The 18,980-nt window shown below is 46.9% G+C and carries 14 protein-coding genes; 8 read left to right on the forward strand and 6 right to left on the reverse strand.

Annotation, left to right across the window (positions count from 1 at the left end):
* Positions 1-32: 32 nt before the first annotated feature.
* The gene (locus MSG33_RS05335; RefSeq protein WP_248380139.1) at positions 33-812 is read right to left on the reverse strand and encodes an AraC family transcriptional regulator; all 780 of its coding nucleotides are present in this window, start codon (positions 810-812) and stop codon (positions 33-35) included.
* A gap of 21 nt (positions 813-833) precedes the next feature.
* Positions 834-1,367 (reverse strand): YbhB/YbcL family Raf kinase inhibitor-like protein, encoded by a 534-nt coding sequence (locus MSG33_RS05340; RefSeq protein WP_005391235.1) that lies wholly within the window; start codon positions 1,365-1,367, stop codon positions 834-836.
* Positions 1,368-1,555: 188 nt separating this feature from the next.
* On the opposite strand from MSG33_RS05340, the gene MSG33_RS05345 reads away from it, so the two are divergent.
* Positions 1,556-2,347 (forward strand): PhzF family phenazine biosynthesis protein, encoded by a 792-nt coding sequence (locus tag MSG33_RS05345; RefSeq protein ID WP_248380141.1) that lies wholly within the window; start codon positions 1,556-1,558, stop codon positions 2,345-2,347.
* A gap of 92 nt (positions 2,348-2,439) precedes the next feature.
* On the opposite strand, the gene MSG33_RS05350 is transcribed toward MSG33_RS05345, so the two are convergent.
* On the reverse strand, positions 2,440-3,468 hold the full coding sequence (locus tag MSG33_RS05350; RefSeq protein ID WP_248380143.1) for a lactonase family protein: 1,029 nt from the start codon (positions 3,466-3,468) through the stop codon (positions 2,440-2,442).
* A 544-nt stretch (positions 3,469-4,012) separates the two neighbouring features.
* On the opposite strand from MSG33_RS05350, the gene MSG33_RS05355 reads away from it, so the two are divergent.
* The 4 genes from MSG33_RS05355 to MSG33_RS05370 all read left to right on the forward strand — a co-directional run bounded on the left by MSG33_RS05355 (position 4,013) and on the right by MSG33_RS05370 (position 8,912).
* Positions 4,013-5,644, forward strand: coding sequence for a methyl-accepting chemotaxis protein (locus MSG33_RS05355; protein ID WP_248380145.1), 1,632 nt, complete (start codon positions 4,013-4,015; stop codon positions 5,642-5,644).
* 292 nt (positions 5,645-5,936) lie between these two features.
* A complete protein-coding gene (locus tag MSG33_RS05360) occupies positions 5,937-6,884 on the forward strand; it encodes an HlyD family efflux transporter periplasmic adaptor subunit (RefSeq protein WP_248380147.1) in 948 nt (315 codons plus the stop codon).
* Positions 6,885-6,888: 4 nt separating this feature from the next.
* The gene (locus tag MSG33_RS05365; protein ID WP_248380149.1) at positions 6,889-7,815 is read left to right on the forward strand and encodes an ABC transporter ATP-binding protein; all 927 of its coding nucleotides are present in this window, start codon (positions 6,889-6,891) and stop codon (positions 7,813-7,815) included.
* A complete protein-coding gene (locus tag MSG33_RS05370; protein ID WP_005498311.1) occupies positions 7,815-8,912 on the forward strand; it encodes an ABC transporter permease in 1,098 nt (365 codons plus the stop codon). The genes MSG33_RS05365 and MSG33_RS05370 overlap by 1 nt, the downstream gene beginning before the upstream one ends.
* 108 nt (positions 8,913-9,020) lie before the next feature.
* On the opposite strand, the gene MSG33_RS05375 is transcribed toward MSG33_RS05370, so the two are convergent.
* The 3 genes from MSG33_RS05375 to fdhF form a co-directional block, all read right to left on the reverse strand.
* Positions 9,021-9,392: a hypothetical protein gene (locus tag MSG33_RS05375; RefSeq protein ID WP_005391248.1), complete on the reverse strand. Its 372-nt coding sequence runs from the start codon at positions 9,390-9,392 to the stop codon at positions 9,021-9,023.
* A gap of 176 nt (positions 9,393-9,568) precedes the next feature.
* Complete coding sequence (locus MSG33_RS05380; RefSeq protein ID WP_248380151.1) at positions 9,569-10,483, reverse strand: endonuclease/exonuclease/phosphatase family protein; 915 nt, start codon at positions 10,481-10,483, stop codon at positions 9,569-9,571.
* Between the two features lie 105 nt (positions 10,484-10,588).
* On the reverse strand, positions 10,589-14,857 hold the full coding sequence (gene fdhF, locus MSG33_RS05385) for a formate dehydrogenase subunit alpha (protein WP_248380153.1): 4,269 nt from the start codon (positions 14,855-14,857) through the stop codon (positions 10,589-10,591).
* Between the two features lie 244 nt (positions 14,858-15,101).
* Here fdhF and MSG33_RS05390 point away from each other — a divergent pair, with 244 nt between their 5' ends.
* From MSG33_RS05390 to MSG33_RS05400, 3 genes are all read left to right on the forward strand, one after another.
* The gene (locus MSG33_RS05390; RefSeq protein ID WP_248380155.1) at positions 15,102-15,521 is read left to right on the forward strand and encodes a hypothetical protein; all 420 of its coding nucleotides are present in this window, start codon (positions 15,102-15,104) and stop codon (positions 15,519-15,521) included.
* A 218-nt stretch (positions 15,522-15,739) separates the two neighbouring features.
* The gene (locus MSG33_RS05395; protein WP_248380157.1) at positions 15,740-17,161 is read left to right on the forward strand and encodes a TolC family protein; all 1,422 of its coding nucleotides are present in this window, start codon (positions 15,740-15,742) and stop codon (positions 17,159-17,161) included.
* A 103-nt stretch (positions 17,162-17,264) separates the two neighbouring features.
* On the forward strand, positions 17,265-18,980 hold the full coding sequence (locus MSG33_RS05400; RefSeq protein ID WP_248380159.1) for an efflux RND transporter periplasmic adaptor subunit: 1,716 nt from the start codon (positions 17,265-17,267) through the stop codon (positions 18,978-18,980).

Below are 18,980 nucleotides of genomic sequence, written 5' to 3' on the forward strand. Positions count from 1 at the left end.
TAAAAGATCGAGCCAAACAGCAATATTAAGTACTAACTGACGACAGTTTTTATGTACTCACTGGGCGTTAAACCAAACTTGCCTTTAAATCGTTGGCTAAAACGGCCTTCCGATTGATAGCCACACAACTGCGCGAGTAACGCAACGTTGTATGAACCATTTTGCATCAGGTAGAGTGCGTGATTTAAGCGCACTTCTGCCAGCACTTCGCGATACTGAGTGCCCTCTTGCTTGAGTTTGCGTATCAACGTTGCTCGGCTCATAGCAAAGCGCTCAGCAACAAATTCCAAAGGGTGGTCATCGCCCGGAGAGCGTGACAGATAGCGGCTGAGTTTCTGACTGAACGAGGTATTGGAACTCGAGAAAAGCCGATGCAATAGTCCTCGCTCTGCTAACTGCTGATACAACCCCATCATCCAATAACGTTGCGTCGCTTCACTTAAACTTTCCCGTTCAAAAGAAAACAAGGCATTTAATGTCGCTTGCAGTGCTTTGTCTGTCTCCACCGCTGGGACGTAATTTCCCAATGCATTACTCACACTCAGCTCTAACATTTCATCGCTAGGTACACAGTGAAAACTGAACATTCGTGAGAGAAAACGCCCTTGCTGAGGAAGGTTTTCAAAATTCAGCGAAGCGTTTGCTTCACAAAGCATGATGTTAGGATGAAGAATATCAAACGCTTCGTCTTTCCAAAACAGACGCTTACTCCCTTTAATGATCTGGATAATACTCGGGGAGTGAATCCTGACGTTACGCAGCTTTTGCTGCTGCTCCGCACGAAACAGCGTCACTTGATATTGATGCCCCATCTTCTCCCCTTAAGCATTTAATTATCGCGTGTAAGTCGCGGTTAACTTCGCGTTGTCCAATGCGACACTATTCAACGTAAATCCCACAACCGCCGCTGGCGTGTTCTCATCCAAGTTCAACTTATCACTCGGCAGCGCCCAAACTGTAAACTGGTAGCGGTGCATACCATCTTTTTCTGGCGGACATGCGCCGCCAAAACCAGTAGTACCGTAATCGATACGAGACTCCTTACCGCCGAGCTTGCTGATATCAACGCCACGAGGCAGCTCGTTAACTGAGGCTGGAATATCAAACGCTATCCAATGCCAAAAACCACTGCCTGTTGGTGCATCAGGATCGTACGCGGTAATCGCAAAACTTTTTGTACCCTTTGGAACGTCTTTCCACATCAGTTGTGGAGACTGGTTCGCACCATCACATCCCCAACCTGAATATTCAAATGTCTTAGCCATTGGATGACCTTCTTGAATATCTTTGCTCGTTAGTTCAAAAGCATGGGCAGAGCCGATAACCAAAACGCTAAGGGCCAAAACAGACTTGTGAATCGCTTTCATGTGTTTATTCCTTTCAATGAGTTCAATTCAAGTCTATTCATCAACCCAAGCCAAGATACATCAATAAGTATCACAAAATATAAAACCATCGTCTATTTTGATACTTTAAGATTCAAACATAAATTTCTTATTCTCTGAGTTGCATCTGGTTTATGCTAACCAACCGCTCAGAGAACAAGGAAGACAAAATGGAACTGGATATCTACGTCGTTGACGCATTTACAGACACGCAATTTAAAGGCAACTCAGCCGCAGTCGTACCCTTGCAAGAATGGTTAGAACCAGAGCGAATGCAAAACATTGCAGCGGAAAACAACCTCTCTGAAACCGCGTTTGTTAAAGCGATTGGTACGAATCAATATGAAGTACGCTGGTTTTCGCCACTTACAGAAATCGACTTTTGTGGACACGCAACGCTCGCTGCTTCCATGGTGTTGTTCGACCAACTCGGCGTTACAGGAAGTATTGAGTTTCACACATTAAAAGTGGGCACCTTAACCGTAATTAAGAACGCACTTGGCAAGATTGAAATGACATTTCCGACAAGAGTGCCACAGCCCGTCGACGCCATTCCTACGCAATTAATTGAGGGATTAAACTGCGAGGTCACACACGTACTGCTTAGCCCGCAAGCTTACTTCGTCATCGTGGAAGATGAGCAAACCGTTTTCGATGTTCAATATCGATCCGACCAACTGAAACAACTCGCCCCTTACGATGTCGTCGTCACATCAAAAGGCAGTCAATACGACTTTGTATCTCGCTACTTTTGGCCAGCGAACGGCGGAGATGAAGACCCTGTCACAGGATCAATCCACGCAGGCTTAGCACCTTATTGGGCGCAAGAGCTCGGCAAAGCATCTTTAGTGGCGTATCAAGCATCAGCGCGTGGTGGCGTTCTGTACTGCGAAGTCAAAGAAAATTGCGTCAAAGTATCTGGTGATGGTGTGTTGTATATGAAAGGCAAAATTTACGTCTAACTGTACGTTGAAGATTGGCGTTAACTGTTTTTATTCTGAAAGCCTAGCCGCCCGCTAGGCTTTTCTATTTCCTGTTGTTTCAGCGTTAATCGTTACAAAGGTTGTTCGACAATACACACTGGAGAGCCTATCTCACAGTCATAACCCGTTGGGGTAATTTCACCTGTTTGAGGATTGCGACGAAAGCTCACCACATTGTTGGAATGTTGATTGGCAACCAGCAACCACTTTTGATCATGAGACAACACAAAATCTCGTGGAAAAGCCCCTTCACAGTGAATGGCTGCTCGCCTTTTGGGCGTATCACCAGACACATCAAACACACTGATTTTGTTCTGAGCTCGGCAAGAGACATACAAAAACGTTTCATCTTGCGAAAGACGAATCGCCGCCGCCGCTTGCTGATTATCTTCCCCTTCTAATAATTCTGTTTGATTCGAGATAAGCCATTTATCTTGGTGCTTAACCAGAACAATCAAGGTTTCTGACAGTTCGCAAACCACATACGCTGTCGACTCTTGTTGGTTAAACACCACATGGCGCGCTCCCGAACCTGCGGGCAAATGAATCACTTGCGACAGTGAAAAATCCGGCGGCTGGGCATCGTAATCATAAATAAGGACGCTATCGCTGCCTAAGTCTACGACAACCAATTGATGACTGTGCTTTAAAAACGTGACTTGATGAGCGTGAGGAGAAGTTTGGCGCTCTAAATTCGGCCCGCATCCATCAACGTATAAATCCGCCAATAAACCAAGCGGTTTACCATCGCGATCCAATTGAAATACGCTAACATTTCCAGAGCCATAATTAGCAACCGCCAACAAAGGTTCTTTGATATCCAAATGACACGGATAATCGCCATTAATCGGCAAAGAGACGGATTCACTACCGCGAAAAAACGCAAGCTCTGCACCTTCATTTCTATCCATTTCGCTAAACGTATACAGCCCGTGTTCGGTAGTCGTGAGATAGGACGGATTACGTTGAACTACAACATCGTCAAGCCGAGTCAGTTCACCCGTTTCAGTGTTCAACGATAGACGCGCAATGCCCGTGCTCGTACTCGGTGGGTTGGTGTAAGTGCCAATATAAAAATGCACGTGACCAGTTGTTGTCATGGATGACCTTATATGAGTGATTCGTATTATTCAACACCTTGCCTATTGTCATGGCAGACCGCAATCCATTTTACGAATCAGCCACTTAAAATGTGAAGCAATTGCTCATTTAAAACCGCAACGACATCGCCGTTTGCAGTTAAAGTGGTTTAGCGTTTTAAACAGTATGTCAGCCTTGAGTATGAAAGCCTCGACTTACGGTTACTTTCAAGTGTTATATTAAAGACGAAGAATGTATTTTATGTTCAAGATCTAAGTTTCATTAGCAAACGCTATAATAAGAAACAAAAATCGGGATAAAATAAATAATAATCATGTAACAGTTAATTTTCCTATAAACACCAAATTGAAACACATTATTAATTTCCATTTATTTATAAAATATAATTAATTTTATAAATAACAAGGATTTATTTTAATTATGAACATTTAGATTACGACTTAATTTTATTCACGATAAATTTATTTGAGACATTAATCACACTATATTTCAAATCTCAGTAATAGACTCCGAGCCTTTCAAACCCCCATTATCAGTGAGTCTATGAAACTTTCTAATTTAAGTATCAAGTATAAAATCAGTGCGCTGATTTTGATCATTTCGTTATCTGTTATCGCTCTCTCCGTTTTCTTTACATCTGAAATCAAGATGATAGAAGGAAAGCTTACCGTATTTTCTGAAACCACCGTACCTAGCGTATTGCTCGTAAAAAATACCGAAATTGAACTCGGAATTTTAAGAAAGGATGAGTTCTCTTTATTAACCAATGTGAATCACCCTCAATTCATGGAATGGGTGGGCGGATTAGAAAAATCTGAACAGAAAATTGATAAATATCTAGACCAATATGAGAAAGGACTGTGGGATCAACGCGACCGAGACGCTTTCAATAAAGTAAAAAGTGCCTGGGTTAAATACAGTGCGTTTAACAATGAATACGCGAAATTGCTATTGAATAATAAAATCGACGAAGCAAATGAAACATTGTTAAACGGATTTTCTACATTCACACAATTATCCGATGCGATTCGTGATTTAGTGGAACTAAACCAAACCTACGTACAAGAAGATATTGCTAGCGCTCATGAAGCAGTGCGCAGCGCAATCACCTACAGCATTATTGCTATCGTCGCGCTATTGGCATTGAGTTTTACGCTAGGCCTATTCCTAACCAAACAGATCTGCACACCACTAAATTACGTGGTAAACATGGCGTCGAAAATCGCGTCAGGCGACCTAACTTACCAGCTTCCACGTAACAAAATTGGCCATGATGAGCTTGGCACCTTGGCAGATGCCTGCGTTGATATGCAAGCGAAGTTGCTTACTTTGGTCGACAGTATCTCGTCAACCACAGCTCAAGTAGGCACCGCAATTGAAGAAGTGAGCGCGATTTCCGAACAGACTTCAACAGGCATGGATGAACAACAAGTTCAGCTAAACCTTATCGCAACAGCAATGAACGAGATGCAAGCGACAGTAAATGAAGTCGCCAGCAACACCGAAGCCGCGTCAGAAACTGCAAACAGTGCTTCTCACGATGCGAAAGAAGGCCGCAGCGTCGTTCAAGAATGTATTAACCAAATCCACGAAGCGTCATTGGCGATTCAATCAGTTGGCAACATGGTGACAGAACTGGAACAAGATGCGTCTAACATTAGTGTTGTGGTTGACGTTATCCAAGACATCGCGGAACAAACCAACTTGCTTGCGCTTAACGCTGCCATTGAAGCTGCGCGCGCTGGTGAACAAGGCCGTGGTTTTGCCGTCGTAGCGGATGAAGTGAGAACGCTAGCAAGCCGCACTCAAGCTTCAACCGAAGAGATCATCACGATCATCTCTAAACTGCAAAATTGTTCGAAGAGTGCCGTTTCAGCAACAAATAACAGCAGCGATTTGATTCAAGAGTGCGTTGAGCAAGCACAAAAAGCCGGTGCAACCATCGACCAAATCGAAAAAGGCGCAGATAACATTGCTGAAATGAGCATTCAAATTGCGAGTGCTTGCAGCGAGCAAAGCTCGGTAACAGAAGAGCTGCATCGTAACGTGGAACACATCAACCAGTTCTCTAGTGAAGTGGCGACAGGTTCACGCCAAACAGCAATTGCATGTCGCGATTTAAGTGAGCTGGCGGTAGGTCTACAAGAGATCGTCGGTCAGTTCAAAACTGCATAGTCACTCACGTCATTCTTATCTATTCAAGCCCAGCGCTCATCGCTGGGCTTTTTTAATGTCATTTGCCGATAAAACCGGAGCTTGGTCAAGGTTCTTTAAATTGAGGCCTTCATAGCCCTCTTCCAACGCTAAGCCTCTCTATTTAAAAAGAATCGCTTGTAGATAAAATGCTAAGCTCTAAAAAGAAATCGTTATGGATGGCGGTTAGCGACGGGTTGGCGGGCTCAATCAACACGCTCCCGTTCGCAAGTTATCTATTCATGCATTACTTCTTCAAAGGAAGCACCGCACTATGAAGCGAATCATTTTTGGCACATTGATTATTGCCCTTTTAAGCGCCTGTTCGAAAGATAACACGCACCAAGCGCTTGGCACCTTAGAACGTGACCGCGTAACGTTTACCGCCACATCTAATGAGATAATTAGAGCCCTTCCTGTCAAAGAAGGCAGCTTGGTCAGTGAAGGGGAAGTGTTGGTTCAGCTCGATACCAAGAATCAACAAGCCGTTCTTGCGCACGCCGTTGCCGAACAAGCCAAAGCGGGAGCGTATTTGCTTAAATTGACCAATGGTGAACGCCCAGAAGACATTGCTGCCGCATCGGCACGCGTAGCCCGAGCGGAAGCGCAGCTCACCGAAGCGCAGAAAAACTATCAACGCAAAGCCGAACTGGTGCGTAAAAAGCTCATCAGCCAATCCGAAAAAGATTCCGCTCTTGCGGCAAGGGACTCGGCGAGAGCGGAATTAGACTCAGCAAAAGAAGAGTTCAGTAAGCTCACCGCAGGTTCTCGCCTAGAAGACATCGAACAAGCTAAAGCCGCTTTAATGGCGGCAAAAGCCGAAGTGGCGTTGCAAGAGCAAAAACTGGCAGAACTCACCATCACGGCTACGCGTGACGGTACGCTCGATAATTTGCCTTACAATCTTGGCGAACGCGTACCAGTGAACGGTGTGGTTGCCGTGATTCAAGCCAACCGCGTGCCGTATGCGCGAGTGTATGTTCCTGCCGATTATCGAATCGGGTTTATTCCTGGGAAAACCGTGACGGTAAATGTCGATGGCCTTGAGAATCCATTACAAGGCACCGTTCGTTGGGTGGCTAGTGAGCCTTCATTCACGCCCTACTTCGCACTAACCGAAGAAGAACGTTCACGATTGATGTATCTAGCAGAAGTTGATTTACCTGAGACTGCCAAAACGTTGCCGTCCGGTGTGCCTGCCCAAGTAGATTTGGTGGAGTAAGTCAATGACCGAGTATGCAATTCAAGCTCAAAATGTGGTCAAACAGTTCGGCGACTTTACTGCTATCAATAACATCACTCTCAACGTGCCCAAAGGCAGCATTTACGGATTTTTGGGGCCAAATGGTTGCGGTAAGTCGACCACCATTCGTGTGCTCACCGGCCTTCTCAGCCCAAGCGAAGGCAGTGTGGATGTGCTTGGGTTAGAAATCCCAAAACAATCCGAACAACTGCGGCTCAAAATTGGCTACATGACACAAAAGTTCTCGTTGTACGACGACCTATCCGTTCAAGAGAACCTTGAATTTATTGGGCAAATTTTTGGTTTAAGCAGCAAGTCGCTGAAAGAGCGGATAGAAGAGCAGCTCACCACTTACGGGTTGGATCAATTGCGCAAACAGCGCGTAAGCGGCATGAGTGGCGGTCAAAAGCAGCGCCTTTCACTCGCCGCGGCGACCATGCACAAACCCGAACTGCTATTTTTGGATGAGCCAACATCCGCTGTTGACCCCGAAAATCGACGCGATTTTTGGGAGCAGTTGTTCGACTTGTGCGATCAAGGTACGACGATTTTGGTTACCACGCATTACATGGACGAAGCGGAACGCTGCCACCGTCTGGCGATCATGGAATCGGGCGAAATTCGTGCCGATGGCGAACCCGAACAGTTAATGGAACAGATGGGCGTTAATATCATCGAGGTGAAAGCCGACAAACTTCGTGAACTCAAAGAAAAGCTGATTCAACGTGACGAAGTTCGCTCTGCGGCGCAGTTGGGGATTCGTTTACGCATCCTTATCCACCAGCATGTCGAGCAGCCGATTGAATGGTTAAAGCAGACGTTTCCTGAACTTCAAAACGCTGAAATGAACCACGCTCGCCCAAGCTTAGAAGATGTTTTTGTCAGCGTGACAGGGAAAGGCCGCCAATGATGAAACCTATCGCCCGCATGAAAGCCGTCATGATCAAAGAGATTCGCCAACTTTCCCGTGACCGAATCACGTTTGGCATGGTGGTGATGATCCCGCTTATCCAGCTTTTGCTGTTTGGCTTCGCAATCAATACGGACATTCGCAACATTCCGGTAGGTGTTGTCGACCAAAGTGGCAGCACCGCTGGGCGGATCATTACCCAGTCCGTAAAAGTCACTCAAGTGGTGGATATCAAAGAAACCTATGCCACCGCGCAAGAGGCTGAACAAGCGATTCAAGATGGTATTGTGCGCGCCGTGCTGATTTTACCAAGCGATCTCACACAACGCATGATGCAAGGTCGAGAGCTTGGGCAATGGATTGTGGATGGGTCAGATACCATGATCAGCTCGGCAATATTGTCGTTGCAAACCATGCCATTGACCGATTTTGATTTCGAGATTCGCCCAGCGCCAAGCAAAACATTCGAAGTCGCACTCTACTACAACCCAAGTCGACGTTCTGCGGTCAATATCGTACCCGGCTTACTCGGTGTGATTCTCACCATGACGATGATTTTGTTCACCAGTGCCGCGATTGTACGAGAACGTGAACGGGGAAATTTGGAGCTATTGATCACCACGCCCATCCACTCGATAGAGCTAATGGTGGCGAAAATCGTGCCGTATATCTTTGTCGGCTTAATTCAGGTTTTCATCATTCTAGGGTTGGGACATTGGATTTTCGGCGTACCAATTAACGGTGCAATCAGCCAAATTCTGTTTGGAACCTTGTTGTTTATCGCCGCCAGCTTAACTTTAGGATTGGTCATATCCACCATCGCCACAACACAGCTTCAAGCGATGCAAATGACAGTGTTCATTCTTCTGCCTTCGATTCTACTGTCTGGATTTATGTTCCCTTACGAGGGCATGCCAGTCGCAGCACAGTGGATTTCAGAAGCCCTGCCCGCCACTCACTTTATGCGCATGATTCGAGGCATAGTGTTGCGAGGAGCGGATCTGATGGACTTATGGCGAGATACCCTTTGGTTGCTCGGGTTTACCGTATTTGGATTGGTCGTTGCGTCACTGAGGTTTAAGAAATCGCTCGATTAAAATTGCCAATTTTTCTCTTTCGCAGAAACAAAAATAGCCTCGACAATGAGGCTATTTTTGTTTGGATATTCAAATTTAGTTTTACCGGACTTAACTAAGCAACTCACCTTAATAATATTCGCCGTACGAGCAGTCTCGTAAGTCTGAAATACTGTAGTTTTTCAAAGAGTTGATTTTAAAGTTAAACACCACCTGTTTACAGACGACACCTTCACGATCGGTATAGGTAATAAAGCCTTCACTGTAAGCACGTTTGCCATCAGAAGACGTAACATCGGCCACGAGTTCTAAATGCCCTTTGTGCGCCTCTACGCGATTCATCATCTCAAACACATCCATCCACTCTTCGCGATTTGCCATTTGTATCAACATGGATTTGGCCTGTGTTTCCAACTGCTGCGGATACACGTAATAACGGTTGTAACCAAAGTATGCGCACATCAGTAATAAAACGAGTGCAAATGAGGTTGTTCTTGTCATGCAAGCTGCCTCTTGTTGTTATAAAAATCCTGCTTCGTTAGTTCAGTATAGGAAGCGAGCAAAGTTTAGGTCATGGAACTTGCTCAAATAACAGAGAACAGTCAGAGAGAGTCAATTCTATGACAAGCTCAGCACAGGTTTAACTTATGCAACACAACAAATTCTGAGGGCTTTAACTATGGAATATGCACACCGATCTGGGTTGTCACCATGCGGTGATCTGAGCCTTGTGGAAAAGCAGAGGATTCACGAGAGCAAATGATTCGCTGTCCTTGCTCAGATTTTAGCCACAAGTGATCAATACCTATCATCATCGGCTCTGGCACGTTTATGCCTTTGATGTTAGTTGGCCAGCTCGTCACTGGCGCGGTTTGAAAACTCGGGAACAGCGCAGAAAAACGAGGGCTAACCGAGGAGAGATTGAAATCCCCCACAACCAACACCTCTGGCTCGGGATAAAGCGCGGTCAGAGTTTCTATGGTTCGCACCAGCGCATTTCTTTGATGCCAAAGCTCGCTGGTTCTTGGTGATGGCGGATGAGCCGCAAACAAAGTGATCGGTGCTTGATCTTTAGGCAACCAAACCGCTCTGATGACTTCTTGTCCATTTGGCGCACGATAAACCGAAACCTCCGTGATGGGGTGTCGGCTAAGAATCATCAAATTTGAAGGGTACCCTACGTCACGTTGGCCACCATAATAATGCGGATAGACATCATCCAACATGTGCAAAAGGCTGCCAACTCGCGGCGTCAGTTCTTGCATCACCACCAAATCAGCAGGATGCTTCAACAGATAGTTGATGAACTGATTGATGTCTGAGTTTTCGTAAAAAAGATTGAATTGAATGACGCTCAAAGACTGCGAGCAAGACGCCACATGGCTGCGCTGCGGCGGAACAAGTAACGAGACAAACAAAATAGCGACAAAGGCAGAAAATGCACTTTGCAACCATCGGCGAGCAATAAAAAACGCCGAGGCTAAAACAACGTAAGTGAACACAATGAGGGCGGGAATCGAGGTAAGATTCTCCGCCCACCAAATATGTTCAATTTGCCTGACCACCAGCCAAATAAGAGCGGGTAGAAGCAATATTATCCACTTAAAAACGCTCGACACACGCACTGCTCGTTTCGCTATTACATATCATAAGCTTAAATGCAATTTCTCAACTCGCCAGTGCGTGCAGCGTTGATGTTAGACGTGGTGTACCGCCTCCTCGACAGGCTCTGGTTGAGCGGCCGTTTCACTGATTTCAATCTTAACCGCTGCGACTTTGAATTCAGGAATTTTCGCATGCGGGTCCGTTGCCGTAGTCGTCAAGCGGTTGACTGGCGACTCAACGAAATGGAACGGGATAAACACGACGCCTTTTTGCATTCGCTTAGTCACAAACGCATCAATTTCGATGCTGCCACGACGAGTCGACACTTTTAGGCGCTGACCATTATGGATACCAATTACTTCGGCATCTTCAACACTGATCATCGCTCTTGGTCCAGCAAGGTTATCCAACCCTTTCGTTTTGCGTGTCATCGTACCGGTATGGAACTGTTCTAGCACACGTCCTGTTGTAAGCACCAAAGGATACTCTTCATCAGGCAACTCGGCTGCATAACGGAACGGCACGCCCACCATTTGCCCTTTCCCTCGGGTAAATTGGGTTTGGTGCATAATACGAGTACCGTTTGGATTGTTCTTGTTACTTGGCCATTGAACACCGTTCGGCGTGATCGCGTCCCAACGCAACCCTGCATATTGCGGCGTTACACGCGCGATCTCGCTAGTGATTTCAGAAACACACTGGTAATGCCAATCGCTGCCCATCGCGTTTGCGATCGCTTGAATGATCCACCAATCTTCTTTCGCCTCACCCGGCGCTTTCACTGCCGCATTAACGCGCTGGACGCGTCGCTCAGTATTGGTGAAGTGACCAGATTTTTCCGCAAATGAACAAGAAGGCAATACCACATCGGCGTACTGCGCCGTCTCGGTGAGGAAGATGTCTTGCACGACCAAGAAGTCGAGTGCTTCCAACCCTTCAATCACGTGTGCTTGGTTTGGATCGCTCAGTACTGGGTTTTCGCCCATGATGTACATCCCGCGAACTTCTCGTTTGCACGCCGCATCGATGATTTCCGTTAGGGTAAGCCCTTGCTCAGAAGGTAAGTTCGGCGCATCCCACTCAATCGCGAATTTCTGACGAACAATCGGGTTATACACTTTTTGATATCCCGGATAGCAGTTCGGCAAAGCCCCCATATCACACGCACCTTGTACGTTTGATTGACCGCGCAGTGGGTTAATACCACCACCCTCAATACCGATGTTGCCACACAACAATTGCAGGTTTGCAATCGAACGAACGTTATCGTGCCCTGTTGTATGCTGAGTAATACCCATTGAGTAATACACCGCCGTGCGTTTTGCCGTACCAATCATTCGCGCCATTGCGAAAATATCGTCCGCTTTTACGCCCGTCACTAACTCAACTTTGTCAAGGTTGTACGCTGGCGACATCACCTCTTGAAGCAAGGTATCAAAGCCGTCTACGCGCTCTTCGATGTATTCTTGATCGTACCAACCATTTTTGATGATTTGCTGCATCACGCCATTGAGCAACATAACATCCGTACCCGGACGATGCGCCAAGTACAGCTCTGCATGTTCGGCCATGTCTACTCGTTTCGGGTCTGCCACAATCAAGCGTGCCCCGTGATGACGAATCGCCTGTTTGATGTGCGAAGCGATGATCGGGTGCGCAGATGTGGTGTCAGAACCGATAATAAAGATCACATCGGAATGCTTAATGCTTGGAATGTCGTTGGTCATCGCACCACTCCCCAACGATGCTTCAAGCCCTGTCACACTTGATGCGTGACACAAACGTGCGCAGTGATCAACGTTGTTCGTACCAAGTTCACGACGGATGAATTTTTGAAACGCGTAGTTATCTTCGTTAGTGGTTTTCGCTGAAGAGAATCCGGCCAGTGCGTTGCTACCAAAATCTTGCTTGATGGTCGAAAGCTTCGAAGCCACTAGCTGAATCGCTTCGTCCCAACTTGCTGGCTGCAACCAACCATCTTTACGAATCAGTGGTGTCGTTAAACGCTCTTCGCTTCTAATGAAATCAAAACCAAAACGGCCTTTCACGCACAGCATACCTTGGTTAACCGGCGAATCCGCCCCTTTTACATAGCGGATTTTGTTTTGTTGCTCATCGACAAACATGGTCAACTTACAACCCACACCACAATAGGTACAAATGGTATCGACGGCTTTTAGATGTTCGGTTCTGCCTTGAGAGCGGTCACGGCTGTCCACCATCGCGCCCGTTGGACATGCCTGAACACACACCCCACATTGCACGCATTTTGAATCGCCCATGAGCGTCAAACCGCTGCAACCTACGCCTTTTTCATCGGAGCGGAATCGTGGACGATCATCTGGTCGTAAAGCTGGTCGGCCATTTTTATCCGACACAAAACTCAACACACCATGTACCGCTTGCTCACGGCATGCTTGAATACACTGACCACAACTAATGCAGCGGTTAGCATCAAATTCAATGAACTCAGAACTGCGGTCTACTTCGTATTTATGACGAAGATCTTTCGCACGTAAATCGAGCCAATCTTGATGACCAATCACGCTAGCAGAGGAAACGTCCACGGAAACATCGAAATGTTGCTCGGCATGATATTCCGTTGAGTAATCTCGCAAGGCACAGTCAGTATTCGCCTGGCAACCACACTCTAAGCAGCGCGCCGCTTCTTTCATGGCCTCTTCGTTATCAAAGCCCAGCTCCACTTCAGCAAAACTCTGCTCACGCTGCGCTGGAGTCAACTCCGGCATGATTGAACGAGCAACTTTTTGGATGTTTTCAAAATGAAGTGGGTCTACCTGCGCCAGTTTTTTCTCTTTACGAGAGTTGAACGCAGGTTTCGGCATGTCCGCCATATCACCATTGAGGAACAGATCAATCGCTTTTGCCGCAACTCGCCCATCACCCACTGCTTCAACCGCTGTCGCAGGACCACGACGAAAATCACCGATACTGAAGATATTGCCCGTACCCGTGTGCATGGTTTGCGCATCGGATTCAGATGTGTTCCAACGCGTTAGAGGAATGGAGAGCTCATCGTTTTCTAAGAAGCTGAGATCCGGCTTTTGCGATACCGCTGCAATCACGGTATCAAATGCTTCAGTAAAGAACTCACCCGTTGGTTTCGGGCTACGACGACCAGACGCATCTGGCTCACCTAACGCCATTCGCTCTAATCGAATTGCCTTCACGCGGCCGTTTTCATCCGCGATGTTTTCCGCCGGATTCGTCAAGAAATGGAACGTCACGCCCTCATGTTCAGCTTCGACGATTTCGTAGTCTTCGGCCGGCATTTCGTCGCGAGTTCGACGATAGATCAAAGTGGTATCGGCACCCGCACGACGCGCCGTACGCGCACAGTCGATCGCAGTGTTACCACCACCAATCACGGCAACTTTTTTGCCCGTAACGTAGTTTTGTTCTGTAACGTAATCTTTCAGGTAATCAACACCGAGATAACAACCGTCCAAGTCGCTACCAGAATAATTCATTTCTACCGCTTGAGACGCCCCCACTGCCAAACAGACAGCATCGTAGTCTTCACTCAATTGAGACAGCGTAAAATCAACCCCAAGCTTTTTGTTGGTTTCAACTTGCATGCCGTTGCGGCACATCAATTCGATTTCTTTGTCTAGAATGTCTTTGGGTAGGCGATATTCAGGAATGCCGTAGCGTAGCCAACCGCCTGCTTTTGGCATGGACTCAAATACGGTGACGTCATAACCTTCATTCGACAAGTAATAACCTGCCGTTAAGCCACCGGGGCCACTACCAACAACGGCGATCTTGCGATGCTTCGCTGGTTTTTTCTCTGGGACATACACTTCATGCGCCGCTAAATCTGCGTCTGCGGCATGGCGTTTGAGTTGGCGAATGGCAATCGGCTCATCCACCAAAGAACGGCGACACTCACTTTCGCAGAATGCCGGACACACACGCCCAATCGACAACGGCATTGGCAGTGTGCGTTTAATAACTTCAATCGCTTTTTGATGATCGTTTTGCGAGATATGGTAGAGATAAGATTGGATGTCTACTCCAGCAGGACACGCCGTTTTACAAGGAGCTTCACAGTCGGCGTAGTGGTCCGTCATGATTCGGTTGAGCGCTTTTCTGCGGTGCTCACTCAGTTGTTCTGATTGTGTGACGACATTGAGACCGCGGTACACTTTGAGATCACAGGCGCGCTTAGTTCCGCCACTTTCCACTTCGACCACACACAAATCACACGGAATTTTCTCGTTACTTTTGTTCATTCCGCACAGTGAAGGGATTTCGACCCCACACACTTTGGCTGCTTCCAGAAGGGTTAGCCCCTCTTCTACAATTCTATATTTTCCATCGATGACAATTTCTATCATACAACCCCCGAAGCAGGCACACTAAACCTTACATTCTATAAGGATAAACCCTACCATGGAAAGTTCGTGTGACAAAAAACTCACTAGCGAGATATTTCTTAGCGATTAATATGTCCAATTGACTTTAAGATGTAGAACTCATTATCTCGAAGTGGGTTCGGTATAATCCTTGACTTTACCCCTAGGGTAACCTTTATTATTTAAGGGTTACTCGATATATAAGCTCATTTTGACTGGAAACCGTATGCGTCTGAAATCATTGCATACAATTTGGCTAACGTTATGTACAACGCTGATACTACTGGTATCTAGCGTGGTTAACAGCGCGCCTTTAATGAGTATCAAAATGATGTCGAGTGATGTCATGATGTCAGCTCACATGACGGAAATGGCAAGCGAGAACGATCACTGCGGCTCACCGAGTATGAGCATGGAGATGGCCTCATCGTTGAGCTCCAACTCTGTAGAGATGACCATGAGCTGTATTGATGGCTCCGGTATGATCCACAATTGCTGCACAGCATCTTGCTCATTCGTTTTTGTCCCGTTACCAGCCCCTGTCAGCCAGCTCTTCCCATTGGCTTGTCGCGCATCCATTGCCTCAGAAATTACCGCACCAGTGGTACAAGTCACCCATGATTTGTATCGGCCTCCGATAGTTTAATCCATACAAAGCATTCGACCCTGCATCGCTTTGCAGGCAGTTTCTTTGCGCCCAACTGATAGCGTGCTCACCTCAGCTATTCGCTCGTAACTCCATTTGTTACCTGCTATTTAGCGATAAAAAAGTGCGTCATCCGTTTGGCAAATACCAACGCTCTCCCGCTCGGTTCAATCGATCCCGAAACGCAAAAGAGCTTGGTATCAATTTGGATGTAAATTATGGAATTCAACCCAAATCGCTTAGTGGCACCAGTATGCTCACTGGCTCTGGTTGCCCTACCTGCTTTCAATGTGGTGGCACAATCGCCAGCCAATACGAAAGCACAACAAGAAGCGCAAGCTCTATCAATCCAAGCTCAGTCAACCAATGAGCTAGCAAACCTCATTAGCGTTGCGTTGAGTAACGATGGCAACCGTAAGCAGTTCTATGCTCAATCGGAAGCAATGCGTGAAACAGGCGTAGCCAGCGCAACCTTGATGGACCCGAAATTGAAAGTCGGTTTTGGTGGTTTGCCTGTCGATAGCTTCAAATTTGACGAGGATCCGATGACCAATATCTCCGTCGGTTTGATGCAACAGTTCGAACGTGGCTCGACGCTCAATCTTCAACAAAAGAAAGCCAATCAACAAGCCGATGGTTTGTCGTTGCAAGTTCACGCACGGGAGCTTGAAGTGGCAAACAGCATGACTCAGCTTTGGTTGGAGCTGGGCTATCAGCAGAAAGCAGAGCAAATTTTGCTAGAAAACCGTCGGCTCATGACGGAAATGGAAAACTTCATTCAAACCAATTACTCAATCGGCAAAAGCGAAGCGCAAGATTTACTGAATGCACAGCTTCAAGTGAGTAAGTTGGATGAAAAGCTGCAAGCCAATGCACAAATGCAGCGCCGTTTGGTCTCGCAACTCTCAGAATGGCTGGGCTCTGACTGGCTCAATACCTATACCCAAAACGGACGCTCAACACTTCAAGCCAGCAACACACTGACTTGGGCGTCATTAAACCAAAAGTTGTCTGCAAATAGCGAAACGACCAAGCACTACCAACAGTTGAGTGATCACCCGATGGTGAAAATGGCAGACGTAAGTATTTCTGCCAATGAAACTCAAGTGGACATTGCAGAGCAAGCTTACACGCCTCAATTCGGTGTGGAAGTGATGTACGCTTATCGTCAAGCCAACAATATGAAAGGCGAACCTGCATCGGATTTGGTGAGCGCGTATCTAACAATGGACATTCCCCTGTTCACTGGTAATCGCCAAGACCGCAACTTAGCCGCCGCGCAGTATCAAGTGGGTGCTGCTCGCTCACAAAAAGATACGTTACTGACTCAGATGAACGCGAAGGTCAACACATTGCTGGTTGATCGCGCTAACTTGAGTCAGCGTTTAGAGCGTTATCAATCCACCTTACTTCCCCAAGTTCAAGCTCGTATTCACGCGGTAGAAAGGGGTTATCAAAACAACACCGCACAGTTTAACGATGTGATCATGGCAAGCACAGACGAGCTGGCGCTAAAGCTCGAACAGCAACGTCTTATTACCGATTTAAACATCGTAAACAGCAACTTAGCGGCTTTATTGGGTGGTTTCGAATATCAAGTATCCACACCCAACATCACGCCTGAAGCAAGCGCGAACTAAAACAAAAACATGAGAGAACCCAAGTTTGGGGACGATGGCGAATGCACACCAATAAGCAATCAACATCGCTGTCATGCCTCATGGGGAAAATAAGGAATTAGGAATGAGTTCAAATTCAATCAAGATAGCAACCATCGCTCTGCTTGTTGGCGGGGCACTAGGGTTTGGCGTTAATCAGTACCTATCTGGTGCAAACCACGACATGAGCGGCACAGGCGGTGGCGCGGCGAGCAGCTCAAACGAGCCACTCTATTGGGTTGCTCCAATGGATCCAAATTATAAGCGCGACAAACCGGGCAAATCGCCAATGGGCATGGACTTGATCCCAGTGTACGCTGAAGATCTCGCGGGTGAACAAGACAAACCCGGCACGGTAAAAATTGACCCATCAGTTGAAAACAACTTAGGTGTAAAAACTGCTCAAGTCTCTTTAGAGCAACTTTCACCTCGGATTGAAACTGTCGGCTATATCGCGTTTGACGAAAGTCATTTGTGGCAAACCAACGTTCGCGTGGCCGGCTGGGTTGAAAAGCTTTACATCAATGCCGTGGGTGAAAAGGTCAAAAAAGGCGATGTGCTGTTCACGCTGTACTCGCCTGAGCTAGTCAAAGCACAAGAAGAGCTGCTGAACGCCTACCGAACTGGGCGTAATGGTCTGGTGAAAGGCGCAACAGAACGTTTAGTGACACTGGGTGTTGATCGTTCTCAAATCAGAGCCATCACTCAACGCGGGAAAGCATCGCAAACTATTGAAATTAAAGCTCCGGAAGATGGCGTCATCGCGAGTTTGAACGTTCGTGAAGGTGGTTACCTATCCCCTGCTCAAGCGGTAATCAGCGCGGGCCCACTTGAAAACGTATGGGTGGATGCCGAAGTATTTGAGCGCCAAGCTCACTGGATGAAAGCAGGAAGTAGCGCCACTATGACGCTTGATGCTATTCCAGGCAATGAATGGAAAGGGGTTGTCGACTACGTATACCCTATTCTGGATCCTAAAACTCGTACCTTGCGTGTACGCCTCAAGTTCCCTAACCCGAATGGCGATCTTAAACCTAATATGTTTGCCAACATTGCCCTTCAACCAGTCACTGATAACGCAGTTATGACGATTCCTAAGTCTTCCGTTATTCGATCCGGCGGTATGACCCGAGTCGTGTTGTCTGAAGGCGATGGTAAATACCGCTCAACGCGCATCAAAGTTGGGCGTGAAGCCGACGACAAAATCGAGGTGCTACAAGGTCTGTCTCAAGATGATCGCATCGTAACCTCTGCACACTTTATGTTGGATTCGGAATCGAGCCAAACGGCTGATCTATCCCGTATTTCATCACCTACTGAAGCCAAAGTAGAAACAGTTTGGGCTAAGGGTGAAATCACCGATGTGATGAAAGATCACCGTATGTTGACCATTAATCATCAGCCCGTAGCAGAGTGGGATTGGCCGGGTATGGTCATGAACTTTACCCTCGCAGATGACGTTGATGTGGGCACTCTGCAAAAAGGCCAAGCTATCGAGTTTGAAATTCAGAAAACAGAGTCCGGTCAATATGAAGTCGTTGACTACAAAACCGATGACAGCGTTGTCGTGACTGACGTATGGATTACCGGAGATATCAGCATGTTGATGGCGGATTTTGGGATGATAACTCTCAACCACCTCCCAGTTGCAGAATGGAACTGGGAGGCAGGAGAGATGAACTTCTCTGTAGGTAATGAAGTGGATCTATCCGGATTCAAAGAAGGTCAGAAAGTCCGATTTCTAGTTGAAAAACAAGGAGCTGACTACGTATTGAAGCAACTTGAAGCGGTTGAGGGCTAA

The organism is Vibrio sp. 1CM7H (assembly GCF_023161645.1).
Taxonomy (GTDB): Bacteria; Pseudomonadota; Gammaproteobacteria; order Enterobacterales; family Vibrionaceae; genus Vibrio; species Vibrio diabolicus.

What these genes read in the sequence shown, in the direction of transcription:
- MSG33_RS05335 (WP_248380139.1), bottom strand. Translation starts at nt 812, where the DNA reads ATGGGGCATCAATATCAAGTGACGCTGTTTCGTGCGGAGCAGCAGCAA.
- MSG33_RS05340 (WP_005391235.1), bottom strand. Translation starts at nt 1,367, where the DNA reads ATGAAAGCGATTCACAAGTCTGTTTTGGCCCTTAGCGTTTTGGTTATC.
- MSG33_RS05345 (WP_248380141.1), top strand. Translation starts at nt 1,556, where the DNA reads ATGGAACTGGATATCTACGTCGTTGACGCATTTACAGACACGCAATTT.
- MSG33_RS05350 (WP_248380143.1), bottom strand. Translation starts at nt 3,468, where the DNA reads ATGACAACAACTGGTCACGTGCATTTTTATATTGGCACTTACACCAAC.
- MSG33_RS05355 (WP_248380145.1), top strand. Translation starts at nt 4,013, where the DNA reads ATGAAACTTTCTAATTTAAGTATCAAGTATAAAATCAGTGCGCTGATT.
- MSG33_RS05360 (WP_248380147.1), top strand. Translation starts at nt 5,937, where the DNA reads ATGAAGCGAATCATTTTTGGCACATTGATTATTGCCCTTTTAAGCGCC.
- MSG33_RS05365 (WP_248380149.1), top strand. Translation starts at nt 6,889, where the DNA reads ATGACCGAGTATGCAATTCAAGCTCAAAATGTGGTCAAACAGTTCGGC.
- MSG33_RS05370 (WP_005498311.1), top strand. Translation starts at nt 7,815, where the DNA reads ATGAAACCTATCGCCCGCATGAAAGCCGTCATGATCAAAGAGATTCGC.
- MSG33_RS05375 (WP_005391248.1), bottom strand. Translation starts at nt 9,392, where the DNA reads ATGACAAGAACAACCTCATTTGCACTCGTTTTATTACTGATGTGCGCA.
- fdhF (WP_248380153.1), bottom strand. Translation starts at nt 14,857, where the DNA reads ATGATAGAAATTGTCATCGATGGAAAATATAGAATTGTAGAAGAGGGG.
- MSG33_RS05390 (WP_248380155.1), top strand. Translation starts at nt 15,102, where the DNA reads ATGCGTCTGAAATCATTGCATACAATTTGGCTAACGTTATGTACAACG.
- MSG33_RS05395 (WP_248380157.1), top strand. Translation starts at nt 15,740, where the DNA reads ATGGAATTCAACCCAAATCGCTTAGTGGCACCAGTATGCTCACTGGCT.
- MSG33_RS05400 (WP_248380159.1), top strand. Translation starts at nt 17,265, where the DNA reads ATGAGTTCAAATTCAATCAAGATAGCAACCATCGCTCTGCTTGTTGGC.